Here is a 26,018-nt window from a genome sequence, read left to right on the forward strand (position 1 = left end):
GCGAGAGCATGTCCCGAGTCGCGTGGAATTTTGGTGACGATCCACGGTGAACTTCTATGCGGCGGCACCGACAGTGGCGGTGTCGGGATTGGCGTGTCGGCGCAGGGCGTCGACGAGCTGGGGAATCTGCTTGTAGCCCTTGATGCGGCGGAAGGACCGTTCGGCGTTGAGCATGCCGGCCGCGGTCCAGCGCAGCACCATCTGCCCGTCGCGCCAGCGGGTGATGTTACGGTTGGTCGTTCGTGCTATCGAGATCATCGACTCGACCGGGTTGGAGGTGGTCAGTGTTTTGGCGAGGCGACCGTCGATGCCGAGCCGTGCGACCGTGAACATCTCTTCCAGCCCCTCGCGTAGCGACGAGGCCGCGCTCAGGTCGCGGGCCATCAGCTCGGCCAGCGCGGTCTCGGTCTGTTTGACGAACCGGCGCGAAATCGCCGAGCGGCTAGTCGATTTCGCCTCCTTGTCGACCACGGTGCCGACCGGCTCGCCGACCCGCGCATGCCGGCGGGTGGCCACCCCGGCCAGCATCCGCTCCATCACCACCCGCGTCAGCGCGTCCTCGGCAGCGAAGTGGCTGTAGCTGGCCAGCGGCACCTCGTGCCCACCCAGCGTGCGCGCCCCGCCGATCTACCGCCACCCGGCGCCCGCCCAGCGTGACCGAGCCGCGCCCGCTGCCATGGCGCACTGCGGCCCGGTTCGGATCATGCTTGCCTTTCGGTCCGGCCACCTCAGCAATCTCGGCCTCGAACAGTGCCTGCATCACCGCCATCCCGGCGGCCACGCTCATCGCCAGCAGCCCCTCTCGCGCCGCGCCAGCGATATCGGTCATCGCCAGTGCGATCTCCTCCGGCAGATCAGGCAACACCACGGCATCGGCCGTGTCGGCAACGCGAATAGTAGGTACGGTTTTCATGGCGGTCCCTTCCTTCGTGGGTGTTCTTGGTCGTTCACCCGAAGACCTACCATCAGGCAGGCCTCAGGTGAGGGACCGCCACCTCAAATTCCACGAAGACCGGGACAACCTCCGCGCGCGACGTTCAGGCGCTTCCAAGCGGATAGCACGGAGAGGCTCTACGCGTTCGGAGTTGCCTGACGCACTGTTACCTTGCGCAGTGGCTTTATGTTTTGGGTTAGAATTTCGGGGTGTCGATACGCTTGGGTGCCGTGGGGCGGCTACTACCGGAGTTGACGGGAGATGCCCGAGCTGACCGCTGGCGCGAGCATCGAGCTGCTGTACGGGCGGAGCTGATAGAAGCGACGCTTCGCGCGGTCGACGAGTACGGGCCTGACCTGTCCATCGACGATGTCGTAAAGACTGCGGGGATCCCCAGGCCCAAGCTGTATCGATTCTTCGCGGATAAGGACGCCTTATTCGTCGCGGTCGGCCAGCGAGTGCAGGAGATGATCATCGAGCAAGTCGTGCCGCAGTTTGATGCTGCCACCACGGCGCTGGAGCTGGTCAGCTCAGCGGTGGCCGCGTACGTCGAGCTCGTGGATAAGCGGCCTAATCTTTTTCGTTTCCTGGTGAATTCCCACTTCAGGGACGGGCGTTCGCCCGCCGATTTGATCGAGGGCGGCAGGCCGCTCTCGGACGCTACGGTGGATGTTTGGTCAGCCGCTATCGAGGCGCGTGGTGGCGAGGGCGCCAACTTTGAATATGTTGTGGATGCTGCCCTAGGAGCGGCGGGACTTGGTGTGCTGCGCTGGCTGAATTCCCCGACCGTCAGCAAGGATGCGCTTGTCGAAGAGTTGACCGCTTTTTTGTGGGGCGCCTTTTCGGCAATTGCGGAAGTGCGCGGGGTGCACCTCACTCCTGACACGAAGCTAGAGTCAGCGGCTAAGGCAAATTGAGCGATCGCTTTCCCAGTTCAGGCGGCGGGCGGCGCCGATATGCTGAACCTGAAATGTGGAGGCACGCACTGTGAAGAGTGGATATGCCAGAGACACGGAGATGTTCGATCGGGAGTATCGCGAGGGGATCGTCCGGCATTCGGCGAGCCGGTCGCCAAGCCCCAGCTAACCCGAGATCTCGGGATCATACTGGCACCTGGGCGAGTGGGTTGCCAAGGACCGCCCTGAACACGAAGGTACACAAGGCCTGTCCACAAGCGATATCTCGGTGCATATCGTCATAGGGGCTATTGAATTTTAACGGGCAGTTGTGATTTCGGTCTCATAGCGGCTCTTCGATTTTGACCGGGCAATCAGCATGGAGTCTGGGTTGCGGCCCGCTGTTTGCGGGTGCAGTGGAATCGTATCCGGCGGGCCGAGTGCTCTCGATTCCGGAATCCGCAGCTGACACGCTTGACCTGTTTGGCCAGCGGTTGTAGCCCTCGGTGCGGGCGTTGGTGATGCCGGTCTGCACGAACGCGTTAATCTCGGGCCACCAGTCGTCGACGGTGACGGCGAGGGTGAGCAGTTCGGGGATCTGGGAGTCGACGCATCAGGTGAGGAATCGGTGCAGTCGGTGCCGGGTCAGGTGGGGGTCGCCGCCGAGACGAACGGTTGCCAGCAGGGTCCGCAATTCTTCCTTGGCGATCCAGGCGGTCAGGATCTGCGCGCTCGTGTCCTCGGCCTGGATCTGGTTCCACATCTTCGCAAAGCTCTTCTTCGACAAGCGTTCCCGACCACGTAGCAGGCGGCGCCGGTTCGCCCACTCCGGGTCGATCTTGCGGCCGCGGCGCTCGCGCAGGTCCCAGGTGATGCGGCGGCGGACCTTGGTCAGTGCGTCGTTGGCCAATTTCACCAGGTGGAAGTGGTCGACCACCAGGGTGGCGTTGGGCAACAGCCCCGGCGTGCGGGCCGCGGAGGCGTAGGCGGCGGCTGGGTCGATCGCCACGTACTCGATGCCCTCGCGGAAAGGCACGCTGCGCTCGGACAGCCACGCGATCACCGTGGCACCGGTGCGGCCCTCGCGCTGCCCGAGCAGGCCCTGGGAGCCGGCCAGGTCGACGAAGCCGGTGTCCCAGGGGTCGACCCGCACCCAGCGGCCGGTCTCGGTGCAGTGCTCCCAGCGGGGCTTACCGCGGCGGGTCTCGTCGATGCCCAGCACCCGGGTGGGTTTCGGCTCGCCCAGTAGCTCCTCGGCGTGGGCGAGAAGGCGCGGTGCGCGGTCGGCCACCACACGCCGTGCGCGATCGCGACCTCGGTCACCGACCGGGCGGCCTCCCCGATCGCCGCGCCGATCTGGGTGCGCAACCGCCGGGTGGTCCGCGCCCGCGCCGGGATCTGCGCGATCGCCTCGGTGAACGAGCCGCGCTCGCAGTAGTCCTCCCGGCATCGCCAGCGGGTCTTGTGCCACCGCATCATGATTCGACCCTTGCCGTACGGGATGTCCCGCGGCGACGTCGTCACCCGGCCCTTGAGCGAGGTGGAGAACACCCCACACGACGGACACGCCGCCCCCTCCTCCTCGGCAGTCGCCACATGCACCACACGCAGCGACCGTCACCAGACTGCATGCCGGGATTGGCTATGTGACCCCCAACGACGAACACGAAGGTCGAGGTGATGTCATCCGACAAAACCGTCGCGACGGACTCGCACGAGCACGCGAGAACCGCATCGCATACCGTCGAAACCGCGACGGTGCAGACCATAGAGAAAACCAATGAGCACGACCCGCCGTGGCTGGGTATTTACAACCGCGAACGGCTCATTAACTCAAACACACCTCACTGCGCCACGAAACCCACACCTCAGTCCATCGGCTCAACGCCGACTTCCGTGCCTACATCGACATCTTGGAACGACGACCCTCGCCCATACGTCTGGACCAAGGCCACCGACCAAATCTTGACCAGCATCGGCAACTACTGGACCAAAATTAATGACCCAGGACACTAATGCGCTTGCTTTTCTTCCGCAGGCTGCTCCGGATGCCGAGGCGACGCCGCCCCCCCGCCTTGACGACAAGTGCTAGTGCGGCCGCGCCCGGCACAAGGTAACGGCGCCACCCTAGCGCCTCCACGATCATTGCTACCGAGGCCGTACCCAAGACAAGTACTACAACGCCCGAACGGCGAATAGAGTCTAATCCCATGGCCAACAACTATAGCGTTCGTCGCGACCGTCTGGAAAGCAGGCCATGGGGGGACTGTGGATCTCACGGTGTTTTCGGCCTGACACGCTGAAGAATCACGCGATGACCTTCAATCATTCGGCCACACCTTGTCAGCGGCACGTGAAAACTGACCCCGCCGTGATCATGGCTTGGGCGACGACATCAGCGCTGCGGCCCTGAGGTAGATGCAGCAGCTGCACAAACCCGGTGCTGCGTTCAACGAGGGTGCCGATCTGGGAGGCCTGATTTTTGCCGATGATCAGATCGCCTTCCCAGTGCCCGGGCACGGCGCGGTCCGCGGCTTCGGCGGGCCGCTCGCTGATGTTGACCATGCCCGGGATATGGCGGTGCTCGGTGTTGGTGCGCCGGCCCGTGGGTTTGCGCAACGCCCGCCCGATGCGCAAGCACGTGGCCAGTTCCCGACGTAGTTCACCACGTCCTTGTACGTAAACCGCCTTGTAGATGGTCTCGTGGGACACCTGCATCTCCGGGCGGTCGGGATAGGTTTTGGCCAACGCCCCCGCGATCTGCTCGGGGCTGTACTTCTTGACCAACAACGCTTCCACTTCGGCGCGAAGCCTGTTGCAGCGCTTCAGCTTGCCCGTCTTGGGTCGACGAGCCCGCTCCTCGCTGCGGGCCAGGGCGATGCTGGCCCGATAACCCGACTTGGCGTCCCACCCGCCGCGATTGCCGCCAAACCGGTGCAGGGCTCGATAGCGGCCCATAGCTCCATGACATCGGCCATTGCCGTCAATCTCGCGCATGATCGTCGAGGGTGAGCGCCCTAACCGCCGAGCGATGGACCGAATCGACTCCCCTTGAGCAGTGCCAATCATGATCTCCTCGCGCTCGGCCATCGACAATCGTGGCCGAACCTGCCCCTTGGGACTGCTGAACCGCGGGTTCACCCCACCGAATCTGCGGAACCACATTTCGAAGTCTGAATGTTGCGAAGCATTCAGGCGAACGAAGGGACCGGGGGCCGTGTCTGACGGTACGACATTGTTGTTCGGGTTGCCCGGTGTGCGGGTCGAGCGTGTCGAGCGTTCAACTGACGGGATGCGTGTGGTGCATGTGGCGACTGCCGAGGAGGAGGGGGCGGCGTGTCCGTCGTGTGGGGTGTTCTCCACCTCGCTCAAGGGCCGGGTGACGACGTCGCCGCGGGACATCCCGTACGGCAAGGGTCGAATCATGATGCGGTGGCACAAGACCCGCTGGCGATGCCGGGAGGACTACTGCGAGCGCGGCTCGTTCACCGAGGCGATCGCGCAGATCCCGGCGCGGGCGCGGACCACCCGGCGGTTGCGCACCCAGATCGGCGCGGCGATCGGGGAGGCCGCCCGGTCGGTGACCGAGGTCGCGATCGCGCACGGCGTGTGGTGGCCGACCGCGCACCGCGCCTTCTCGCCCACGCCGAGGAGCTACTGGGCGAGCCGAAACCCACCCGGGTGCTGGGCATCGACGAGACCCGCCGCGGTAAGCCCCGCTGGGAGCACTGCACCGAGACCGGCCGCTGGGTGCGGGTCGACCCCTGGGACACCGGCTTCGTCGACCTGGCCGGCTCCCAGGGCCTGCTCGGGCAGCGCGAGGGCCGCACCGGTGCCACGGTGATCGCGTGGCTGTCCGAGCGCAGCGTGCCTTTCCGCGAGGGCATCGAGTACGTGGCGATCGACCCAGCCGCCGCCTACGCCTCCGCGGCCCGCACGCCGGGGCTGTTGCCCAACGCCACCCTGGTGGTCGACCACTTCCACCTGGTGAAATTGGCCAACGACGCACTGACCAAGGTCCGCCGCCGCATCACCTGGGACCTGCGCGAGCGCCGCGGCCGCAAGATCGACCCGGAGTGGGCGAACCGGCGCCGCCTGCTACGTGGTCGGGAACGCTTGTCGAAGAAGAGCTTTGCGAAGATGTGGAACCAGATCCAGGCCGAGGACACGAGCGCGCAGATCCTGACCGCCTGGATCGCCAAGGAAGAATTGCGGACCCTGCTGGCAACCGTTCGTCTCGGCGGCGACCCCCACCTGACCCGGCACCGACTGCACCGATTCCTCACCTGATGCGTCGACTCCCAGATCCCCGAACTGCTCACCCTCGCCGTCACCGTCGACGACTGGTGGCCCGAGATTAACGCGTTCGTGCAGACCGGCATCACCAACGCCCGCACCGAGGGCTACAACCGCTGGCCAAACAGGTCAAGCGTGTCAGCTGCGGATTCCGGAATCGAGAGCACTCGGCCCGCCGGATACGATTCCACTGCACCCGCAAACAGCGGGCCGCAACCCAGACTCCATGCTGATTGCCCGGTCAAAATCGAAGAGCCCGCAAAGGGTTCCTGCAGGGCTTACAACGCGCATGTCGCGGTTGACCGGCGATCAACTCATCGTTGCGGTGCACGTTGGCCAGTCGACCAACGACCAGGCTTGCTTTCTGCCGATGATGCGCGCCGCGCAGGACGCTGCCGCGAGCATGCACACCACCAGCGGCAACAGTGATCACGTGATCGGCACCGTGCTGGCCGGCGCCGGATACAACAGCGACGCGAATCTGGCTGCGCCGGGCCCCGATCGGCTCATCGCGCTGGGCAAAGAACGCGACCAGGCCCGCGCCGCGACCGAGACGCCCACCAAAGGGCCGCCACCCGTGGATGCAACCCCGCGCGAGGCGAACCGGCACCGACTGCGCACCCCGGAAGGCCGAAAGTTGTACAAGCGGCGCGGCGCGACCGTCGAGCCCGGCATCGGCAACCTCAAAAAGATCATCGATCGGTTCTCCCGCCGCGGCCTGACCAACGCAACCAGCGAACTGCACCTGGCCGCCACCGCGTTCAACCTCATGAAGATCCACCGTGCGGCCCCGGCAGCCTGACCAGCCCCAAGCCGCAGCCCCCGAGAATTGACATCGCGCCACGGCAACTCCAGCCCCTACGACACGCGATTCTGCGACAGGCTCCATAATCGAAGAGCCTTCATATAGGCGAAATGGGCGCTGATCTCCCCGGTGGTCACCCCACGCGCATACAGCGACAGCACCACCTCATCGACATCGGTCAGGCGGCGTTGGCGCTTCTTGACGATCTGGGGCTCAAAGCTGCCGACACGATCGCGCGGTACGTCAATCGCGACGGCACTACACGCGCATCAGTAAGCACCGTTTTGGAGCGAACTCCGTTGCGGGAATTGCCACTTCCACGGCCCTCAGGAGCATGCCTGTCATAGCCCGGGTGCTCGCAGAGTTCCTTATCGAGGACGGTTTCGATCACCGTCTTGGTGATCGCTTGAGCAGCCCGTCCGGGCCGGTCAGCGCCACCCCAGCATCGCGGGCCTGGTGCGCCAACTCGCGGGCGACTTCCAACTCGTCGACGTCACGACATTCAGGGATCTCGATCACCGCCGTAGCGGCCTGTTCCTCAGCATTCTGCGATGGCGTCACAGCCACGACAGTCTCCGTCATCAAGCGACCTTTCCGCCCCCGACACACCGGGGGCCGTCAGGCCGCTTACACCGTTATTGCGACACTTCCCGCGGGTCACCCGGCGGCCGCCGCGTTGAGCAGATGGGCGGAGAGATCGGCGGGATGTCTGCTCGGTGGCCGAGTCGCCGAAGCTTACGGAATTGTCATGCCACCGCCCGGGCATCGCGCTTCCGACGCCCGCGTCTCCCCAGCGAGCGAGCGGGACATTGGATTTTTAGCGCTTCACGTCTACGTCTACATCCGATACTATCGGTACCAGAAACCGTGTGTTCGAGGAAGGGGTATCTTGTTGTGACGAGCGACCACATAGTTCAAGGGGCAGTGACCACTGCGAGTGCGGTGAGTGAAGGGTCTCGGTATCCGAGGACGCGGCGGATACGTTTCCCGTTTGGGGAGGGCAGCAAGTATTTCTTCGATGACGACATTGCATTCAGCCACCTCTGGGCGAACTTGTCGGGGTCGTTCCCGCCGGGGGAGGAGTTGTTCATTCGGTCGGTGCGCCGGTTTGCCGATGAGATCAGCGATCCTGTGTTGAAGAAGCGGGTGGCCGGGTTTATCGGTCAGGAATCGGTGCATGGCCAGCAGCATCGGGCGCTCAATGACAAGCTCGTTGACATGGGGTATCCGATTGCGTGGTGGGATTCAGAAAAGTTTGTTGATTGGGTGAAACGCATCGAGGAGGTGCTGCCCGCCCGGATACCGCTGGCGGTGACAGCAGCCGCAGAACACTTCACCGCCGTACTTGCTGAGCGGCTGCTCGGCGATGAAGACTTCCGGGCGATCCCCGGCGATGCGGAGGTGTGGAACCTCCTGAAGTGGCATGCGCTGGAGGAACTTGAGCACAAGTCGGTTGCCTTTGATGTATTCCGCTCGGTGGGGGGCACCGAGCGGGTGCGTCGACGTGTGATGGCGGTAATGATCCCCCTTCTGCTCCTCCTCATCAGTGGCACGCTGGCGTATTCAGTGGCGCGGGATCCCGAAGCGTGCCGTCAGCCAGTGCGACTGGTGCGTGAGACCTATCGGCTCTACCGCGGTCCTATATTTCGGGGTTTGATCCCAGAGCTCAGGCAATACCTGCGACGGGGATTTCATCCCGACGACATCGATACCAACGCGTTGCTGGAGCAATGGCAAGAGGAACTCTTCGGCACTGAGGGCGCCCTGGTCGGCTACCTGAAGTGACCGAATTTCACCGATACTGTCGCCAAGATAAGGAGCAAGAAGTCTTATGTCCGAATCCTTTGACGTTGTGGTTGTGGGTGCGGGTATTTCCGGTATCAGTGCTGCGTGGCATCTGCAGGAACGCTGTCCCAACAAGAGTTATGTAGTTCTAGAGCGCAGAGCTGATCTGGGCGGTACATGGGACCTGTTCAAGTATCCGGGCATCCGATCGGACTCCGACATGTGCACCTTCGGGTTCCGCTTCAAGCCGTGGCACTCGCCGCGCTTTACCGTTGATGGAGCCACGATCAAGGATTATCTCTGGGAAGCTGCTGCCGAGAGCGGCATCGACAGCCACATCCGGTTTGGTAGCCAGGTATTGTCTGCGGACTGGTCGGACGCCGACAGGCGCTGGACAATCAGGGTGGCTGGGGACAGCGAAAAGACGACTGAGATCACGGCCGCGTTCCTGTTTGCGTGCACCGGCTACTACGACTACGACCAGGGGTATCGTCCAGAATTCCGGGGCGAGAAGGATTTCGAAGGAATTATTATTCACCCGCAGAACTGGCCCGAAGACCTCGATTATGCGGGTAAGAACATCATCGTGATCGGCAGCGGTGCTACCGCAGTGACCCTTATTCCGTCCCTCGTGGATTCAGGCGCTGGCCAGGTAACGATGCTGCAGCGTTCGCCGACTTACATTGGATCGCTGCCAAACATCGACCCCATCGCCGTGCAGCTCATCAAGTGGTTACCGACCAGGAGCGCGGACTTCGTCAACCGCTGGAAGAACATCCTGTTAGCTGTGGCGCAGTACAGACTAGCACGTCGCTTTCCCCGTTCTATGCGAAAAGCGCTGATCGCTTGGGCTAAGCACCAGCTGCCCGCAGGCTATGACGTGCATAAGCATTTCGGGCCGAAGTACAATCCGTGGGATGAACGGATATGCCTGGCCCCTAACGGCGACCTGTTTAAGGCCATTCGGGACGAGAAGGCCGATGTAGTCACTGATACTATCGACCACATCACCAAGACCGGGATCAAGCTTTCATCGGGTCAGGAGTTGACGGCCGACATCATTGTCGCCGCAACCGGTTTGAACATGCGGTTATTCGGCGGCGCCGAGATTACCCATAACGGCCAGGTCGTCGATGTCGCCAAGTCGATGACCTATAAGGCCATGATGCTATCCGACGTTCCGAGCATGGCGTTTACTATCGGTTACATCAACGCGTCCTGGACACTGAAAGCAGACCTGGTGTCTGAATACGTCTGTCGCTTACTGAACTACATGGATGCGCACGGCTACGACACCGTCGTAGCTCCCCGCCCTGGCGAGGATGTCGAGGAACTGCCGTTCACGGATTTCGCGCCCGGCTACTTCCAACGCGCGATGGATCAACTGCCTAAGTCTGGATCCCGCGGTCCTTGGAAAGCAAAGCAGAATTACCTCTTCGATGTCCGTCAAATACGCCGCGGCAAGATCGATGACGGTCTGCGCTTCACGGCCAAAGTATCCCGGCCGGCAACTCTGCCGGCCTCGACATCACACCCAAGCACTTCCGAAACGGCTTCTGGCTCAAACCGAGGCAACGGTGAGCACCGCACAAATCCGCTCATCGCCGGATAATCCAACGCGCAAGCCAACTCTCTCACGGTGTCGGCTCCGGGGGAGTGTCGCAATAACGGTGTAAGTGGTCTGCCGGCCCCCTTGAACGCCCGCTACCGCCGCGCCGTGCGGAGGTCGCGTCCGAAACTTGGTGTAAAAGCACGGGCCGGTTTGCGGCTTCGTCGTCAGCATACGGGCGGGGGAACTCGGGCGGCAGTCGCACCACCGGGCGGCTGGCCCCTGATGGGGTCATGGGTAGCGAGGAGCGGGTCCCGCTCCGGATGCTTTGGCGGGCCCGGGCCGACCACTGTAAGGCCGAGAGATGTTCAGCCGTAGAGGGTTTGGGCGGCTTCGGTCAGTGCGTTAAACGCGGCGTCGAGGCGGTCTTGGCGGCGCGGGTTGGGTTCGTGGTTGGCTTCGGCGGCCACGAATCCGATCAGCTCCTCGAGGTCGTCTGCACTGGTCAGCAAGGCGGCGCCGTCGGGGTGGGCGCGGATGCCAAACACCAGTCGCTCACAGTCGGGGTCGAGCAACACCAGGTCGCGTAATAGGGCGGCGGTCTTGTCGCTGACGATGACCTCGTCGACGTCGCCGGCAAGGCTGAGCCGGCGGCGGCGCAGGTCGTATGGGGAGTCTGCCCAGTTGCTGATCACCCCCTCGTCGTCGCAGACGCTGCACCACCATCGGATGGGCGCGGACGCCTCGGCCGCCACGATGGCGATGGTCATCCGGCCGGGGCAGCGCTTGTGGGCCGGTCGGCGCCGACACGGCAACGCCGACACCCACGGATCACCGACCTCGCCGGCGGTGCCTGCCCGGACAATGTCGCCCAAGTGCTGCGCGAGGCGCCGCGCGGGACCCGAAGCGTCGTGCGGCATGTCGAGGAAGTGAGCCAGATCAGCGACCGACACGTCGCCAAACTGTACCGGCGCCAAGCCACGGCGTTCTTGCGTCCCGAGCGTCGGTGGCTTTGCCTACGATCATGACTCGTGATGCTGCGATGCACTGCCAAGGTGTTGGCGCTGCTGGGGGTTTCTGAGCCGGCCATCGGCCAAGCCTGCGCGACCGACTGGTATGCCCACCTGGTCTGGATCGACCGACGCAAATGCCTGCTGGTGACCCACGCCGGCACCTTGTTCTCGGTGTTCATGCCGAATGTCACCGCCGCCGGGCTGCGCCCGATCGGCCCGCCCGTCGTGGCGGCGATCCGGGCCGCGCTGCAAGCCGAACACCTGCCCGTCGATACGCTCGGCGAACTCGATGCCTGGCAGGTGGCCGTGGCCAAGACCGCCGACCGCCGCATCCTGGGCACCATCAACGATCTAGCGTTCACCATCGAACACGTCATCGCCACCACTGGCGGATTGGCCCGCTGCGACATCAATGCACTGCACCACGATCTGCACCGCACCATCAACAGCATCACCGGCTACATCCCACCGATCGACCTGGTCACCACCAGCCGTCAAGGTCAGCGGTGACAACTGTCCTCCTGCCTGAGGACGTAGCGGCGTGGCGACCCGAGGTCGCTACGCGGTGGCTGAGATGGGATCGGTTTGGTCGGTGTCGCCACTCGTGGCGGAGGGCGGCGGCCGCAGTTCACGGGGTGGTCAAGCAGTGATCGGCGTAGGTCTTGCAGCAATCGGGTGCCCACCGGTGTCATGCTCAGGCCGCGCCAACCGGCCGAGGCGCGATCCAGTACGGCCCACACCAGGCTGATGGCGCTGGTCTCGCCGGGGAATCGGCCAATGACCTTGGTCCGTCGCTTGGTCTCCCCAGAGGAGCGCTCAATAAGATTCGAATGTCGAACGCGCCCATGGTGTTCGACCGGGAACCGCAGATAGGCCGTCAGCCCTGCTTTGTCGGTAAGCAGGATCCGCATAGCCGCCGGGTAGAGGTCGGCGTATTTGGCGGCGAACGCCTCGATCCGCTTGTCGACGATCTCAACGAGCCGAGGCCCCGGTTCAACCGTCAGATCGGTGGTGTCGAAAATTGCCCAGTAGCCGTCGCGGACCTCGGCTTGCACCCCGGTGGGAATCTTGGCGAGCACGTTTCGGAGTCGATGAATAAGACATCTCTGGCGCAACGCTTCTGGGTAGATGTGTTCGATGGCCGCGATCAAGCCCTTGGCGCCGTCAGAGACGACCAGCAGCGGAGTGCCAAGGCCGCGCTCGCGCAGATCGGTCAGGAAATCGGCCCACGCATCGGTCGACTCGCCGGTCCCAGGTGACAACCCGACGAACACGGGCTTGCCCTCGGTGGTGATGCCCCAGGCGGCCAAAACCGGCTCGGCCGGCGATCCAGGATGCATCCGAAAGAACGAGGCGTCCAAAAACAGATAGTCCAGCACGATCTCATCGAGTCGCCGGCGCGCCCACGCCTGATACTCGGCTCGGATCGCCTTACAGACTTCCGAGACCGTCGACTTGGAGATCGCGGCCTGATCGCCGAGCGCTTCGGCAAGGGTGGCCCGAGGTGCCCATCCGACCGCGGAGCTGGAGGTTCGTTCGGCGCCGCATCCACGCCCGGGCCCCCGCAACGAGGCGGTGTCGTCTGGGTCGCGCCCCGGCCGCTCGGAGAGCTCGGGACCGTTTTCACCGGTTGCAGTTCGCCAAGCCACAGCGCGCCGGCCTCCTTTCTGAGTTCATTGCGATCCCGAGATGAGGCCGATGCACGTGGCAGTCAGCAAGCGGGCGAGGGCGGATGCGAAGTCCAGATTCCACTCGGGGGGAACCACTTCCGGCTCCTCGGCATAGGCATCGGTGAGGCGCTCTGGCCGGTTGGCGACCTACCACAGCGTGGCCGCCGCGAGTGCGCAGCCAACAGCATATCCAGTGATCCCGAACGGCCGAGCGCAGGCAACGAGCTCCCGATTGCGTCGGCGGGAGATAGCGTCGCGGCGGTGCTGATACGCTTGACCTCGATCACCCGTTCCGCGTCCACCCCTGCTGCGACCGGCGTCTTTGTCCGCGCCGCACTTGAAGCCCTGCGCTACTGGCCGCTCTAATGTTCCACGACCTGCGCGATGGGCGAATTATGCGCTGTTCTTTTCCGGCACGGTGGTGAAATGACAGATAAACGCCGCCACCTCCTCAACCGCGCGAAGCGCATCTGGGTTGACGTCGAAACTCAGCTGGAACATGTGCATCGCCTTGTGCCACTGCTGCACCCACACCAGTACGCCGTGAGCCCGCAGCCGCTCGGTTAGTGTGAGGGTGTCATTGAGCAGCATCTCGTGGGTGCCAACCTGGAGCAAAAATGGGCCAAGGCCATGCAGATCGGCCTCCGACGGCATCACTGGCGCAGCCCGAGTGCCGTTGGCAGTGCCGAATACGTCATAGAGGAACTTCACCGTCATGAACGGAAACATCACGTCGCGATGCTCTTTTAGGGCCCGGAACTTCAACCCCATATCCGACGACGTCAGCGGTGACATCAACGCCTGACCCGCAGGCACTGGCAGCCCGCTGTCGCGGGCGGCCAGTGCGGTACCGGCAGCCAGCATGCCACCGGCCGAATCTCCTGCTAGCACAATGTGATCCGCTGAAAAGCCGAGCGACATAACGTAGCGATAGGCGTCGAGCCCGTCGGACACGGCATCCTCAAGGCGGGCCAGCGGGGCCAGCCGGTAACCGACATTCAACACGCGCGCGCCGGTCTCCTGCGAGAGCTTACCGACAAACCGCCGGTGCGAATTGAGACCCAAAGTCACCAGCGCCGAGCCGTGGAAGTAGACGATAACCCGGTTCGAGTGGCGGGCCGTCGGGAATACCACCCACTCGGCCGGACACTGCGGCAACGCGACGGGGGTCACCTGAGTTCCCGCCGGTGGCGGCACTACGCGCAGCGGTTTGTCGATGACGTCAAGGCGTGCACGCTGCAACAGGTGAGGACTGAAACGGTTGATGACTATGCCGATGACGGTCAAGGTAGCGAGCACTGGGCGCACGAAGATAGCCGTCAATAACGCCAGTAGGCGCGACTGCCAGCAGATGGAGCCGAAGTGGGCGCTCGCGGGCCGATCCCGCCAATCAGACGAATTCACGGGGCCAAAGGTATCAGGTACCACACGTATTAGATACTATCTGTTTGGGATCAAACAGCGTCCGCAGGGTACTAAACTAAGCCTCGATCCACGGATCAATTGAGTCCAGTGGGGGTGTCGAAACGATGAAAGTGCCCTCTGAGCTGGGATGATTGTTGTTCCTTACGCATCAATCGGTCCCAGTTCAGAAAGGCACTGCCGGTGCAAGTGTCGCACCGCTTCACCCCGGAGTCGGCGGTGTTCGACGATGACAACCTCGTGTCGTGTGCTGGGCTGGTGCCCGTGATGACGCTGGCTGCCCAGACCGGCCTGGTCGAAATGCTGGCTGAGAAGGTGCACATCGCCGAGACGAGGATCAAGTCGGGAGCGGCCAATCCGGCACCGAAGTTGGGCCACGCTGATCGCGGGGATGTGCGCCGGCGCGGACAGCATCGACGATGCTGACGTCGTGCGTAGCGGTGGTATGAAGACGATGTTCGGTGGTGTCGTTCTCGCCCGCGATCAGCAGGGACGCTTTGACCAAGATCGGGCGGGAGGTGCGGTCCTGGCGACTGCACCGCCGCCTCGGTCACTCCTTTGGTGATCTCGCACGGTGGATCAACCCCATCGTGCGGGGCTGGATGCAGTATTACGGGGCCTTTATGAGGTCGGCGCTGTATCCTCTTCTGACGCGCATCAACGCCTACCTGATGCGTTGGGTCCGCAAGAAATACCGCCGGTTCAAGGGACGACGCGATGTCCACCAAGCATGGCAGCGGGTCGCCGAGGCGTACCCGCGGTACTTTGCGCACTGGGCCTGGACCACCGCCGTGCCTGCCGTCTGGTGATCAAGATGACAGGAGCCGTATCACATACGCCTTGGCGAACTTCGCGGTGATCTCGGTACGAGACGACATCGACAGCCCACTTCCATGCCTGGCGAGGATCACCGTTTGGCGGGCATTTCTACGTGATGCATCAAGTCAAGATGCCCAATCTGAGGCTTGCGCGCCCTGTCGTCTTGGAGTAGCGTCACGCCCGACACCCTATACCGTCGGTATCTGAAACTGGATGTTCGGGAAAGGACAGCCTGTGTCATGATCGACGGACACAGGATAGATAAGGGTGCAGTGACCACTGCGAGTGCGGTGAGTGAAGGGTCTCGGTATCCGAGGACGCGGCGGATACGTTTCCCGTTTGGGGAGGGCAGCAAGTATTTCTTCGATGACGACATTGCATTCAGCCACCTCTGGGCGAACTTGTCGGGGTCGTTCCCGCCGGGGGAGGAGTTGTTCATTCGGTCGGTGCGCCGGTTTGCCGATGAGATCAGCGATCCTGTGTTGAAGAAGCGGGTGGCCGGGTTTATCGGTCAGGAATCGGTGCATGGCCAGCAGCATCGGGCGCTCAATGACAAGCTCGTTGACATGGGGTATCCGATTGCGTGGTGGGATTCAGAAAAGTTTGTTGATTGGGTGAAACGCATCGAGGAGGTGCTGCCCGCCCGGATACCGCTGGCGGTGACAGCAGCCGCAGAACACTTCACCGTGCGTTCGCGACCCCGTGGATGACTCGATGACGACGGCCAGAGTAATTCTCGTCGAAGGCGTCCGGGATAAGACCTTGTCCAGCGCTGGGAGCTGTTGGCGTGTTTTCGCAGATGCAATTTCAGTTCGACAAAAGGCCGTGCTGAGACGCCATTCCAATGGTTTGAGTTCATCGCCCGAGGTGCGGTTTTTGATGCAGATGTCGATCCTGCCAACCATTGCAGCTTCTTTGTCCCCGGCGGTGCTGAGCGTCTTCACGCTCAACGTGTTGTCGTGCAGGGTCGGCACGACGGCTATCTCTGGCGCGAGCGCTGGGTTGGGCGCTACCACCCAGCTTGGTCTGCTGGTCGCGGTTTCGGCGGTCGCGCTGTACGTTGATCGGCTGTTGCAGCGCGACGCAGGTGGTCCTGTTGTCGAGGGGCATCGGTGACGGCATCCAACGGTTTGTCGGTATACCTTCGTGAACAACTGCGGAAACCGCTGGGGCAGGTGGCCGGCTTCACTCAGATGTGTGTGCTAACCGGTAAGGCGCTCGCGCGTCCGTTCCAATGGCGCGAGTTCATCCTACAGGGCTGGTTTCTACTCGGTGTGTCGTTCCTGCCGACCGTTATGGTCGCAATTCCGCTCACCGTGTTAATCATCTTTACGCTGAATATCTTATTGGCCGAATTTGGGGCCGCTGACGTCTCCGGTGCCGGGGCTGCGCTCGGCGCCGTCACTCAATTGGGCCCCCTTGTGACGGTGCTCGTGGTCGCTGGCGCAGGTTCTACTGCCATTTGTGCGGATTTGGGCGCTAGGACTATTCGCGAGGAGATCGATGCGATGGAGGTGTTGGGCATCGACCCGATTCATCGACTGGTAGTCCCCAGGGTAGTTGCATCGACCATTGTAGCCCTGGTGCTCAATGGCGCGGTGATCGGTATCGGGCTGGTAGGCGGGTTCTTATTCGGTGTGTATATCCAGAATGTTTCGGCCGGCGCATATGTTTCGACTCTAACCCTGATTACCGGATTGCCCGAGGTGCTGATCTCGATTGTGAAAGCCACCGTATTCGGGCTTATTGCGGGGCTGGTGGGTTGCTACCGCGGGTTGACAGCCAGCGGGGGAGCCAAAGGAGTCGGCACAGCAGTCAACGAAACATTGGTTCTTGCGGTGGTCGCATTATTTGCGGTCAACGTGGTGCTGACTACCATCGGTGTGCGGTTCGGAACGGGGCGTTGAGATTGGCTTTCTCGACAGTCGTGCGTTCACGTTACCCACGCACTTGGAGGCTAGGCGCCGGATGGGTCGGCGCTCCTGGCCGTGCGCTCGACGCCTCTGGTGACGTCGCGCTGTTCGTCAGCGAAGTGCTCCGTTACCTCGGGTTCACCCTAAAGAATTACCGAAAGGAAGTCCTGCGCCTGATCGCCGAGATCGGCATGGGCACCGGCGCAATGGCCGCTATCGGCGGCACGGTGGCGATCATCGGCTTTGTGACGCTATCGGCCGGTTCCCTGATTGCGATTCAGGGGTTCGCTTCGCTCGGCAATATCGGCGTCGAGGCTTTCACCGGTTTCTTCGCTGCGCTAGCGAATGTGCGTGTGGTCGCGCCCATCGTAACTGGCACCGCTTTAGCTGCAACCGTGGGGGCCGGTGCTACAGCGCAATTGGGTGCCATGCGGATCAGCGAGGAGATTGATGCGCTCGAAGTAATGGGAATCAAATCAATTTCGTATTTGATATCTGCCCGAGTTATTGGTGCCTTCATCGTCACTATCCCACTGTATTCGGTCGCGGTCCTCCTCTCGTTCTTTTCCGCCCAGCTGGTTACAACCTTGTTTTATTCACAATCAATCGGAACGTATGACCATTACTTCAACACGTTTCTGAGGGTTAATGACTTCTGGTACTCTCTTGCGGAGACGGTCGCCATTTCGGCAGTCGTGATGTTAAACCACTGCTACTACGGATACAACGCCAGCGGTGGTCCGGCTGGAGTCGGCGTGGCCGTCGGCCGATCGATGCGCGCATCGCTAATCGCCATCGTAATGGTCGTGCTAATGGCTTCGCTAGTCATTTACGGTGTCAACCCCAACTTCAATCTCACGGTGTAAATGATTATGGCAAACTCAAGCAAGCGGCGGCTACGGCGACTTATTTCGGTACGAAAGTTTGCGGGGCTGGCGTTGTGGCTCATTACCGCGGTCGTGCTGATCGTCGTCTGGGTGCAGTTCCGGGGTGGCTTCACGCCCAAGATAATTTTAACAGCATTGGCTAGCCGGTCGGGTTTGGTCTTGGATCGGGGGGCGAAAGTCACCTACAATGGGGTGGAGATTGGCCGGGTGGGCCGCATCAGCGAGGTGGAGCGTGACGGACAGCCGGCGGCCAAGCTTTTACTGGAAATTGCGCCAAAATACGCCGGGCTGATCGCGCTAAACGTAAATGCCGAAATTACAGCAACCACGGTGTTTGGCAACAAGTACGTGTCGTTGAGTTCGCCCAAACAACCTGCGGCCCGGAGGGTTACACCGGCTGACGTAATTGTGGTGAACTCGGAGACAACGGAGTTTAACACGTTGTTCGAGACGGTCATGCAGATTTCAGAGAAGGTGGATCCGGTCAAGGTGAACTTGACGCTTTCGGCGGTGGCTGCAGCGTTAAATGGGCAAGGCGATAAATTTGGGGCCTCGATCATCAATGGAAACACCATACTCGATGACATCAACCCGCAGATGCCTCAGATCCGCCATGATATTCAACGGTTGGCGGATTTAGCCGATATCTACGGGAATGCCTCGCCGGATCTTTGGAATGCCCTCGATCACGCAGTGACCACGGCGCGCACCTTCAACCAGCAAAAGAAGGATCTGGACGCCGTACTCCTGGCCGCGATAGGGGTTGGAAACACCGGTGCCGACATCATTGACCAGAGCAAATCGGACCTGCAACGTGCGGTCACCGACCTGGTTCCGGTGACCCAAATGCTTGACACCTACAGCCCGGAGTTTTACTGCCTTTTTCACCATGGCGCTAATGTGCTACCGAAGGTGACGGACGGGGAGAGTGGCAACGGTTACGCGGTAAGGGTAACAGGCACGATCTTGGGAGGAACAAATGCGTACGTGTATCCTGACAACCTGCCGCGAGTGAATGCTCACGGCGGACCGGGCGGGAAACCGGGATGCTGGAAGACCATTACCCGGGATCTCTGGCCTTCTCCGTACTTGGTAACGGATACAGGTTCCAGCCTCGCGCCATACACCCATTTTGGGATTCCACAACCGCAGGCCAGTGAATACGTGTGGGGCCGCCAGTGGGGGGAGAACACGATCAACCCATGAAAACGATCACCGCTACGACAGTGAAGTTTAGTACTGCCGTGTTAGCTTTAATTGCCGTGACGGTCATCATTGTCGTGGTGTTCGCGCAGTTGCGCTTCAACAAGACCTCCAGCTACACGGCTGAATTCAGTACTGCGAGTGGCTTGCGCGCTGGCCAGTTTGTCCGTGCCTTCGGGGTGGAGGTCGGCAAAGTAAGCAGAGTACGGATCTCGGGGGGTGGTCATCGGGTGCGTGTGGACTTCGAAGTAGACCGTTCGCTGCCGCTCTATCAGTCGACGACCGCATCGATTCGCTATGCCGACCTACTCGGGCAGCGCTACGTAGAACTTAAGCGCGGCGACGGTGAAGGGATGGATCGGGTGTTGCCGCCGGGTGGATTTATCCCGCTGTCGCGTACGGAGCCAGCCCTGGATTTAGATGCGCTGATCGGTGGTTTCAAGCCGGTATTTCGCGCGCTCGATCCCGACAAAGTCAATACGATTGCGACCGCGATCGTCACTGTCTTTCAGGGCGAAGGTGGCACAATCAACGATATCTTGGACCAGACGGCGCAACTAACCGCGCAGATCGCTGGACGTGACCAGGCAATCGGCGAAGTCATCTCAAACCTTAACGTCGTGCTAGAGACCACGGTTAAGCATCGCAAGGAATTCGACCAAACGATCGATAACGTCGATAAGTTGATCACCGGGTTGAGCAATCAAGCCGATCCGGTCGCGGCCAGTGTCGCGCACATCGCTAATGTGGCCGGCACGCTGGCGGATCTGTTGTCGGACAATCGGCCGCTGCTTCAGAAGGCCGTTGGCTATGTGCAGAATACCCTTCAACCGGTAATTGACCGGCTCGACTACGTCGACGGAGTGTTACGGGACGCCCCACAAGCGGCGAAGAAAGTCGCGGGTATCGGGGGGCTTTATGGCGACTTCTTCAATTTCTACGCGTGCGACGTCACGCTGAAGGTTGATGGCCTGCAGCCTGGCGGGCCCGTCCGTACGGTGAAGCTTTGGAGTCAACCGACGGGGAGGTGCACTCCGAAGTGAGAACCCTTCAAGCGATCAATCCGTATCGTATGGGGACGATGGGGATCATCGTTGCAGCGATGGTTACCGGAGTGGGCCAAAGTTTCACCAGCGTTCCGATGTTGTTTGCCCAGGCAACCTATTACGGAGAGTTCAAAGACACAGGCGGGCTGAACAAGGGCGATAAAGTTCGCATCGCCGGGGTGAATGTCGGCGAAGTGCAGGGGTTTACGATCAATGGCAACCATGTAGTCATGAAGTTCTCCATTGGATCCAATATAATCGGATCAAAAAGCCGTCTTGCGATCCGTACCGATACCATCCTGGGTAAGAAAGTGCTCGAGATCGATCCTCAAGGCTCCCGAGTGCTCCAACCAAACGCGACACTCCCGCTTGGGCAAACCACTAGCCCGTATCAGATCTACGACGCGTTCTTCGATGTCACGAAGGCGGCTACCGGCTGGGACATCAACACAGTCAAACGCTCCCTGGATGTGTTGTCGCAGACGGTTGAGCAGACCTCCCCACATCTGAGTGCAGCACTGGATGGTGTGGCCAAGTTCTCCGACACGCTCGGGAAACGCGACGAACAAATCCAACGACTGCTTGCTGACGCTAGGAAGGTGGCAAGCATACTCGGTGATCGCAGCAAGCAAATCGATCGAATTTTGGTTAACACGCAGATCATTCTGGCGGCGTTCAACGAGCGCAAGAGTGCCATCGACGGCTTGCTGGGCAATATCGCCACCGTTTCCGCCCAGTTGAAGGGTTTGATCGATGACAACCCGAATCTGCATAAAGTTGTCGAGCAATTGCGGACGATTAGCGATCTGCTACTCAAACACAAAAAAGATCTCGTCGAGTGGGCACCTAACGTAAGTTATTATGCGTCGGCTTTGGCGGAGTCGGTAGCGTCGGGCCCCTACTTTAAGGTGGCTCTGCTTAACCTTGCACCTTTTTGGATGACTCAGCCTTGGGTCGATGCGGCGTTCAAGAAACGTGGGATCGACCCTGAACAATTCTGGCGCAGTGCTGGCCTGCCCGCCTACCAGTTCCCCGATCCTAATGGCACCCGGTTTCCCAACGGCGCACCACCGCCAGCACCGCCGGTAAGTGAGGGCACCCCGGACCACCCAGGACCGGCGGTTCCCCCAGGCTCGTCGTGCGCTTACACCCCCGCAGAGGACGGTTTGCCGCGGCCATGGAACCCGCTTCCCTGCATGGGTATGGGCGCCGGCCCTTTCGGTGGTCCGTCGACGATCGCGCCGTTTGACGTCCAAACGTCACCGCCTGACCCCAACGGGCTGCCACCAACACCCGGTATTCCGATTGCTGGACGACCTGGCGGCCCCCCGCCGAATGTGTTAGGCACTCCGGTGCCGCTTCCCGTAAAGGCTCCGCCAGGCGCGCGTACCGAGAACCTGGCGCCAGCCGGCCCGACATCACCGCCGTCGACCTTCGCGCCAGGACTCGCCCCGGGACAACCATCCCCGCCGGGCCCGGGCCCGCAGCTGCCGGGCCCATTCATCACCCCGGGCGGAACAGGAGGCAGCGGCGCTGCGACGGGAGGCAGCCAGAATTGAGTACTGTTTTCGATATACGCAAAATTCAACTGCCGAAATTTTCGCGAACCGCAATCATCGTTGGGACCTTGGTGATACTACTGGCGTCTATTGCCGCGCTGGCTGCTCCGGATTTCTACCAAAAAATGACCAATAACACGGTGATTGCGTATTTCCCGGAGGCAAACGCGCTGTATATCGGGGACAAAGTCCAGATAATGGGTGTGCGGGTGGGCGCGATCGACAAGATCGAGCCGTCGGGTGACAAGATGAAAGTGACCTTCCACTACGAGAAAAAATACAAAGTGCCCGCTGACGCCTCTGCGGTGATCCTCAATCCCTCGCTGGTCGCCTCGCGCACCATCCAGCTCGAACCGCCCTACGAAGGCGGCCCGTCACTAGGAAATCACGCGGTGATCCCCATCGAGCGAACACAGGTGCCGGTGGAATGGGACCAGTTGCGCAATGGTATCACCGACATTATCTCCAAGCTGGGACCTACGCCCGGGCAGCCCAAGGGGCCTTTCGGCGAAATCATCGAGTCTTTCGCGGACGGCCTGGCCGGCAAAGGCAAACAGATCAACAGCACTTTGACCGGGCTGTCGCAAGCGTTGACCGCGTTAAATGATGGACGGGCTGATTTCTTCGCTGTGCTGCGCAGTATGGCCTTATTCGTCAACGCGCTATATAAAGATGATCAGAATTTCGTCGCTTTAAATAAGGACCTCGCCTTATTTACCAGTTCACTCACCAGCTCAGATCCCGGGCTTGCGAAGGCGCTGCAGCAGGTAGATGATATGCTCCCCGCATTGCGAAAGCTTCTGACGGACAATCGTGATGGGCTCACCCACGACGTCAGCACCCTTGCCGATGTGACCACCGCGCTGGTTCAACCCGAGCCGCTTAATGCGCTTGAAACGGCGCTGCATGTCTTCCCCCATTTCGTCGCCAACGCCCTCGCAATCTATGAGCCAGCGCACGGCGCGCTGACAGGCGAAATAGCCTTGCCAAACTTCGCCAACCCATTGCAGTTCATTTGTAGCGCGATGCAGGCCGGCAGCCGTATGGGATATCAAGACTCCGCCGAACTGTGCGCACAATATTTGACGCCGGTTTTGGATGCGATCAAGTTCAATGGCCCCCCGGCTGGCATCAACCTGTACCAAACTCCTGCTGTACTGCCCAAACATGTCGCCTATTCCGAGCCACGGTTACAGCCTCCGCCGGGGTTCAAGGACACCACGGTCCCCGGGATTTGGGCGCCGGACTCGCCCTTGTCACACGGTAACCACGAGCCCGGCTGGGTCGTAGCGCCCGGTGAGCAAGGCCTCACAGTGGGACCGGCTACCGAAAGCTTGCTTACACCGGACTCGCTGGCTGAGCTGATGGGGGGCCCGGACATGACACCACCGCCATCAAGGTTTCAGACGCCGCCGGGACCGCCCAACGCCTATTCCAATATGGGTCCACCGCCGCCGGGCCCGCCACCCGCCGCTGACGCAGCATCAGTCGCGACAGGATCCGGCCAGTGAGCATGCGGGCGGGGATGTCACGGTTCGTGGCGCTATTTGCGGCCGCTACAGTACTTACCTCGTGTGCTAGCTGGCGAGGTATCGCTAATGTGCCACTGCCTGGTGGCCCGGGCAGCGAATCCGGCTCTTATACGATTTATGTGCAGATGCCGGAAACGCTGGCTTTGAATGCCAATAGTCGGGTACGTGTCGCCGACGTTTTTGTCGGCAGGGTACGCGCAATCGGCCTAAAAAACTGGATCGCGACGTTGACTTTGGATCTAGAAAAGGGCGTCAGGCTGCCGAAGAACGCCACCGCGAAGATCGGGCAGACCAGCCTGCTCGGCTCACAGCATGTGGAGCTGGCGTCGCCGGCCAACCCATCACCGCAACTATTGAAGAACGGCGACATCATCCCGCTGCAGAATGCGTCTGCCTATCCCACCACCGAGCGGGTCCTGGCCAGTTTTGCCGCGGTGCTGCGCGGTGGTGGCATACCTAACGTCGAAGTGATCGCAAGTGAAGTCCGTAACATGCTGACCGGGCGGGCCGATCAGATACATGATTTCCTCGGGAAACTCGACACCTTCACCGCCCGGCTTAACGAGCAACGTGATGACATCACTCGCGCTATCGACTCCACAGACCGGCTGTTGACTTATGTAGCCAAGCAATCAGACACCTTGGACCACGTTCTCACCGAGTTTCCTCCATTGGCAAAGCATTTCGCTGAACAACGACAGCCGTTCCTCGATGCGACCAATGCGTTGGGGCGGTTTAGCGACGTCCTCAATCAGACTTTGACGGTGGCGCGTCCCGGCTTGGATAAAGACGTACGCCAACTGCAGCGTCCCCTGAAACAACTCAGCCGGGCTTCGATGGATCTGGTCGAGACGCTAAAGATTGCCTTGACCCTCCCCTTCAGCGCCGACGCCATCCCGAAGGTGGTACACGGCGACTCAATGAATGTTTCGATAACCTTGGACCTCACTTTGAGCGCAATCGATAATGCGCTCCTCACCGGCACCGGGTTCTCCGGTGCACTGCGTGCGCTTGAGCAATCGTGGGGCCGCGATCCGAACACTATGCTCCCCGATGTCAGGTTCGCACCCAATCCCGCCGACGAACCCCCCGAGCGTGACGAGGAGTAGGCGGCATGTTGACTCGACGCCTTCGCCTTCAGCTAATCGTGTTCACTATCGTCACGGCGGTCGCCATGAGCGTTCTTGGGTGGCATTATCTGAGGTTGCCGAGCGTCGTTGGGATGGGCCAGTACAGTTTGGAGGTGGATTTACCCACGTCGGGAGGGCTTTATCCCACTGCAAATGTCACCTACCGTGGAATCACTGTGGGAAAGGTAACTCGGGTAGAGCCGACCGAACACGGAGTTCGGGCCACATTGCGTATCAGCGACCAGTACAAAATCCCAATTGACTCCTCGGCGAACGTGCATTCGGTGTCGGCGGTCGGCGAACAATACATAGACCTAGTATCCGCGCAGAATCCGGCCAAGTATTTCTCGCCCGGCCAGACCATCACTAACAGCACGGTGCCTAAACCAATTGGCCCGACCCTGGATACCGTCAACCATACATTGGACGTCCTGCCCAAAGACAAGATTGCCGGACTACTCGATGAGACAGCTCAAGCGGTCGGCGGCCTGGGACCGGCCTTAGAACGGCTGGTCGACTCGACCCAGTCGATCGTTGGGGATTTCAAAACCGACCTTAGCGACGTCAACAATATCGTCCAAAACTCAGCACCGATCATCGACAGCCAGGCCGACTCGCGTGATCCCATCGAGCGGTGGGCGCACAACTTAAATATTCTCGACGCGCAGGCCGCGGAAAAGGATAAACAGCTCAAGAGCATCCTGGCCCAGGTTGCGCCGACCGCCGATCAGGTTAAAGCCGTGCTCGGTGACGTTCGCGGAACTTTGCCGCAGACCCTAGCAAATGTTGCGATCGTGGCCGATCTGCTCAAGCGGTACAACAAGAATTTAGAGCAATTGCTGGTCATACTTCCGCAAGTGCCCGCGTTCGGTGAGACAGTGACCGCTGCTTACCCACATACGTTTTCTCTTTCGTTCCAAACGCCAATAAATATGACGCCTGCTTGCCTGACGGGGTTCTTGCCGGCATCGCAATGGCGATCCTTTGTGGACGAGACTCCGGGGCTTTTGACCACGCGGTACTGCAAGATTCCGATGGAGGCACAAAACGCGGTCCGCGGCGCGCGTAATTATCCGTGTGTCGATGTTCCCGGCAAGCGGGCGGCCACGCCGCGCGAATGCCGCAGCAAAGAGCCGTATGTCCCGTTGGGGACCAATCCTTGGTACGGGGATCCGAACCAGATTCTAAGCTGCCCCGCACCTGCGGCGCGCTGTGATCAGCCGGTGAAACCCGGTTTGGTCATACCGGCTCCGTCGGTCGATACCGGCATCAATCCGCTTCCTTCGGACCGGGTGACGGGGACGCCTCCTCCACGAAGCGATCCACTGCAACGGCCAGGTTCTGGGAGCGTGCAGTGCAACGGTCAGCAGCCGAACCCGTGCTTTTACATTCCTAGCGGTGCTGCTGCTATCTATAGTCCGCAAAGCGGCGAGTTCCTAGGGCCCGATGGCGTCAAATACACCATCGAAGACTCGGCCAAAATAGGAGACGACGGTTGGAAGGAGATGTTAGGACCTCAACCGCGGTGAATCGTCCGTAACCTGAGTTAGGACACTTCC

At 61.2% G+C, this 26,018-nt stretch carries 23 protein-coding genes and 8 pseudogenes; 21 read left to right on the plus strand and 10 right to left on the minus strand.

From position 1 onward, the window contains the following. Window positions 1-54 precede the first annotated feature (54 nt). Window positions 55-913, minus strand: a pseudogene (locus K883_RS19240) (hypothetical protein). Between the two features lie 230 nt (window positions 914-1,143). On the opposite strand from K883_RS19240, the gene K883_RS19245 reads away from it, so the two are divergent. After that, window positions 1,144-1,851: a TetR/AcrR family transcriptional regulator gene (locus tag K883_RS19245; protein ID WP_014711480.1), complete on the plus strand. Its 708-nt coding sequence runs from the start codon at window positions 1,144-1,146 to the stop codon at window positions 1,849-1,851. A 592-nt stretch (window positions 1,852-2,443) separates the two neighbouring features. On the opposite strand, the gene K883_RS28355 is transcribed toward K883_RS19245, so the two are convergent. Continuing rightward, window positions 2,444-3,121, minus strand: coding sequence for a transposase (locus tag K883_RS28355; protein ID WP_145958867.1), 678 nt, complete (start codon window positions 3,119-3,121; stop codon window positions 2,444-2,446). On the opposite strand from K883_RS28355, the gene K883_RS28360 reads away from it, so the two are divergent. Further along, window positions 3,089-3,268 carry a hypothetical protein gene (locus tag K883_RS28360; RefSeq protein ID WP_036455211.1) on the plus strand — a complete coding sequence of 60 codons (180 nt, stop codon included), beginning with the start codon at window positions 3,089-3,091 and terminating at the stop codon, window positions 3,266-3,268. The genes K883_RS28355 and K883_RS28360 overlap by 33 nt on opposite strands. 62 nt (window positions 3,269-3,330) lie before the next feature. Here the strand turns inward: K883_RS28360 and K883_RS28615 are convergent. Then, a pseudogene (locus K883_RS28615) lies at window positions 3,331-3,435 on the minus strand (hypothetical protein); the annotation flags it as partial. 242 nt (window positions 3,436-3,677) lie between these two features. Between K883_RS28615 and K883_RS28365 the strand changes: the two are divergent. Beyond that, window positions 3,678-3,846: pseudogene (locus K883_RS28365) on the plus strand (IS630 family transposase); the annotation flags it as partial. 327 nt (window positions 3,847-4,173) lie between these two features. Here K883_RS28365 and K883_RS19260 read toward each other — a convergent pair. Continuing rightward, window positions 4,174-4,920: an IS30 family transposase gene (locus K883_RS19260; protein ID WP_232518860.1), complete on the minus strand. Its 747-nt coding sequence runs from the start codon at window positions 4,918-4,920 to the stop codon at window positions 4,174-4,176. A gap of 202 nt (window positions 4,921-5,122) precedes the next feature. Between K883_RS19260 and K883_RS28370 the strand changes: the two are divergent. Continuing rightward, window positions 5,123-5,233 (plus strand): annotated as a pseudogene (locus K883_RS28370) (hypothetical protein); the annotation flags it as partial. A 62-nt stretch (window positions 5,234-5,295) separates the two neighbouring features. Here the strand turns inward: K883_RS28370 and K883_RS28375 are convergent. Further along, the gene (locus K883_RS28375; RefSeq protein WP_036455211.1) at window positions 5,296-5,475 is read right to left on the minus strand and encodes a hypothetical protein; all 180 of its coding nucleotides are present in this window, start codon (window positions 5,473-5,475) and stop codon (window positions 5,296-5,298) included. Between K883_RS28375 and K883_RS28090 the strand changes: the two genes are divergently transcribed. Together K883_RS28090 and K883_RS27075 are read left to right on the plus strand one after the other, a co-directional pair. Then, the gene (locus K883_RS28090; RefSeq protein ID WP_145958867.1) at window positions 5,443-6,120 is read left to right on the plus strand and encodes a transposase; all 678 of its coding nucleotides are present in this window, start codon (window positions 5,443-5,445) and stop codon (window positions 6,118-6,120) included. The two genes, K883_RS28375 and K883_RS28090, sit on opposite strands and share 33 nt — an antisense overlap. Window positions 6,121-6,415: 295 nt before the next feature. Continuing rightward, window positions 6,416-6,928, plus strand: a complete 513-nt coding sequence (locus K883_RS27075; protein WP_014711482.1) for a transposase — start codon at window positions 6,416-6,418, stop codon at window positions 6,926-6,928. A gap of 107 nt (window positions 6,929-7,035) precedes the next feature. On the opposite strand, the pseudogene K883_RS27640 reads toward K883_RS27075, so the two are convergent. Further along, window positions 7,036-7,513, minus strand: a pseudogene (locus tag K883_RS27640) (transposase); the annotation flags it as partial. Between the two features lie 342 nt (window positions 7,514-7,855). Here K883_RS27640 and K883_RS19285 point away from each other — a divergent pair. Together K883_RS19285 and K883_RS19290 are read left to right on the plus strand one after the other, a co-directional pair. Beyond that, window positions 7,856-8,716 carry a metal-dependent hydrolase gene (locus K883_RS19285; protein ID WP_074329594.1) on the plus strand — a complete coding sequence of 287 codons (861 nt, stop codon included), beginning with the start codon at window positions 7,856-7,858 and terminating at the stop codon, window positions 8,714-8,716. Between the two features lie 46 nt (window positions 8,717-8,762). Then, window positions 8,763-10,328 (plus strand): flavin-containing monooxygenase, encoded by a 1,566-nt coding sequence (locus K883_RS19290; RefSeq protein ID WP_014711485.1) that lies wholly within the window; start codon window positions 8,763-8,765, stop codon window positions 10,326-10,328. Window positions 10,329-10,633: 305 nt separating this feature from the next. On the opposite strand, the gene K883_RS28620 is transcribed toward K883_RS19290, so the two are convergent. Next, the gene (locus K883_RS28620) at window positions 10,634-10,882 is read right to left on the minus strand and encodes a hypothetical protein (protein WP_308193009.1); all 249 of its coding nucleotides are present in this window, start codon (window positions 10,880-10,882) and stop codon (window positions 10,634-10,636) included. 417 nt (window positions 10,883-11,299) lie between these two features. Between K883_RS28620 and K883_RS19300 the strand changes: the two genes are divergently transcribed. Then, on the plus strand, window positions 11,300-11,788 hold the full coding sequence (locus tag K883_RS19300) for a DUF6933 domain-containing protein (protein WP_014711487.1): 489 nt from the start codon (window positions 11,300-11,302) through the stop codon (window positions 11,786-11,788). Here K883_RS19300 and K883_RS19305 read toward each other — a convergent pair. The 3 genes and pseudogenes from K883_RS19305 to K883_RS19310 form a co-directional block, all read right to left on the minus strand. Then, window positions 11,779-12,927 carry an IS256 family transposase gene (locus tag K883_RS19305; RefSeq protein ID WP_014711488.1) on the minus strand — a complete coding sequence of 383 codons (1,149 nt, stop codon included), beginning with the start codon at window positions 12,925-12,927 and terminating at the stop codon, window positions 11,779-11,781. The genes K883_RS19300 and K883_RS19305 overlap by 10 nt on opposite strands. Window positions 12,928-12,951: 24 nt before the next feature. After that, window positions 12,952-13,250: pseudogene (locus K883_RS28380) on the minus strand (TetR/AcrR family transcriptional regulator); the annotation flags it as partial. A 91-nt stretch (window positions 13,251-13,341) separates the two neighbouring features. After that, on the minus strand, window positions 13,342-14,352 hold the full coding sequence (locus K883_RS19310) for an alpha/beta hydrolase (protein ID WP_014711489.1): 1,011 nt from the start codon (window positions 14,350-14,352) through the stop codon (window positions 13,342-13,344). Window positions 14,353-14,553: 201 nt separating this feature from the next. Between K883_RS19310 and K883_RS19315 the strand changes: the two are divergent. The 12 genes and pseudogenes from K883_RS19315 to K883_RS27095 form a co-directional block, all read left to right on the plus strand. Continuing rightward, a pseudogene (locus tag K883_RS19315) lies at window positions 14,554-14,839 on the plus strand (IS1380 family transposase); the annotation flags it as partial. Continuing rightward, window positions 14,835-15,179 carry a group II intron maturase-specific domain-containing protein gene (locus K883_RS19320; RefSeq protein ID WP_050989380.1) on the plus strand — a complete coding sequence of 115 codons (345 nt, stop codon included), beginning with the start codon at window positions 14,835-14,837 and terminating at the stop codon, window positions 15,177-15,179. The pseudogene K883_RS19315 and the gene K883_RS19320, both read left to right, overlap by 5 nt. Window positions 15,180-15,428: 249 nt before the next feature. Further along, window positions 15,429-15,875, plus strand: a pseudogene (locus tag K883_RS19325) (metal-dependent hydrolase); the annotation flags it as partial. Window positions 15,876-15,903: 28 nt separating this feature from the next. Continuing rightward, entirely contained in the window at window positions 15,904-16,305 is a 402-nt protein-coding gene (locus K883_RS27645) for a hypothetical protein (RefSeq protein ID WP_131820920.1), read from the plus strand. Between the two features lie 77 nt (window positions 16,306-16,382). Further along, window positions 16,383-17,096, plus strand: a complete 714-nt coding sequence (locus K883_RS19335; RefSeq protein WP_074363642.1) for an MlaE family ABC transporter permease — start codon at window positions 16,383-16,385, stop codon at window positions 17,094-17,096. Between the two features lie 2 nt (window positions 17,097-17,098). After that, window positions 17,099-17,968 carry an ABC transporter permease gene (locus K883_RS19340; protein WP_036455216.1) on the plus strand — a complete coding sequence of 290 codons (870 nt, stop codon included), beginning with the start codon at window positions 17,099-17,101 and terminating at the stop codon, window positions 17,966-17,968. 6 nt (window positions 17,969-17,974) lie between these two features. Then, window positions 17,975-19,195 carry an MCE family protein gene (locus K883_RS19345; RefSeq protein WP_036455630.1) on the plus strand — a complete coding sequence of 407 codons (1,221 nt, stop codon included), beginning with the start codon at window positions 17,975-17,977 and terminating at the stop codon, window positions 19,193-19,195. Then, window positions 19,192-20,235, plus strand: a complete 1,044-nt coding sequence (locus K883_RS19350; protein ID WP_014711497.1) for an MCE family protein — start codon at window positions 19,192-19,194, stop codon at window positions 20,233-20,235. The genes K883_RS19345 and K883_RS19350 overlap by 4 nt, the downstream gene beginning before the upstream one ends. Beyond that, window positions 20,232-21,797, plus strand: a complete 1,566-nt coding sequence (locus K883_RS27090) for an MCE family protein (RefSeq protein WP_081490094.1) — start codon at window positions 20,232-20,234, stop codon at window positions 21,795-21,797. Before K883_RS19350 ends, K883_RS27090 begins: the two co-directional genes overlap by 4 nt. After that, window positions 21,794-23,308: a virulence factor Mce family protein gene (locus K883_RS19360; protein WP_020822379.1), complete on the plus strand. Its 1,515-nt coding sequence runs from the start codon at window positions 21,794-21,796 to the stop codon at window positions 23,306-23,308. Before K883_RS27090 ends, K883_RS19360 begins: the two co-directional genes overlap by 4 nt. A 2-nt stretch (window positions 23,309-23,310) precedes the next feature. After that, complete coding sequence (locus K883_RS19365) at window positions 23,311-24,438, plus strand: virulence factor Mce family protein (RefSeq protein ID WP_036455218.1); 1,128 nt, start codon at window positions 23,311-23,313, stop codon at window positions 24,436-24,438. 5 nt (window positions 24,439-24,443) lie between these two features. Next, window positions 24,444-25,988: an MCE family protein gene (locus tag K883_RS27095; protein ID WP_014711501.1), complete on the plus strand. Its 1,545-nt coding sequence runs from the start codon at window positions 24,444-24,446 to the stop codon at window positions 25,986-25,988. Window positions 25,989-26,018: the final 30 nt, after the last annotated feature.

Origin of the sequence: Mycobacterium sp. TKK-01-0059, from assembly GCF_000709305.1 — a bacterium.
Classification (GTDB): Bacteria; Actinomycetota; Actinomycetes; order Mycobacteriales; family Mycobacteriaceae; genus Mycobacterium; species Mycobacterium intracellulare.

Bases quoted from the DNA above. Each gene is read 5' to 3' on its own strand.
- K883_RS19260 (WP_232518860.1), bottom strand. From the start codon at position 4,920: ATGGCCGAGCGCGAGGAGATCATGATTGGCACTGCTCAAGGGGAGTCG.
- K883_RS27075 (WP_014711482.1), top strand. From the start codon at position 6,416: ATGTCGCGGTTGACCGGCGATCAACTCATCGTTGCGGTGCACGTTGGC.
- K883_RS19290 (WP_014711485.1), top strand. From the start codon at position 8,763: ATGTCCGAATCCTTTGACGTTGTGGTTGTGGGTGCGGGTATTTCCGGT.
- K883_RS19300 (WP_014711487.1), top strand. From the start codon at position 11,300: ATGCTGCGATGCACTGCCAAGGTGTTGGCGCTGCTGGGGGTTTCTGAG.
- K883_RS27645 (WP_131820920.1), top strand. From the start codon at position 15,904: ATGACGACGGCCAGAGTAATTCTCGTCGAAGGCGTCCGGGATAAGACC.
- K883_RS19335 (WP_074363642.1), top strand. From the start codon at position 16,383: ATGTGTGTGCTAACCGGTAAGGCGCTCGCGCGTCCGTTCCAATGGCGC.
- K883_RS19345 (WP_036455630.1), top strand. From the start codon at position 17,975: ATGGCAAACTCAAGCAAGCGGCGGCTACGGCGACTTATTTCGGTACGA.
- K883_RS19350 (WP_014711497.1), top strand. From the start codon at position 19,192: ATGAAAACGATCACCGCTACGACAGTGAAGTTTAGTACTGCCGTGTTA.
- K883_RS19365 (WP_036455218.1), top strand. From the start codon at position 23,311: ATGCGGGCGGGGATGTCACGGTTCGTGGCGCTATTTGCGGCCGCTACA.
- K883_RS27095 (WP_014711501.1), top strand. From the start codon at position 24,444: ATGTTGACTCGACGCCTTCGCCTTCAGCTAATCGTGTTCACTATCGTC.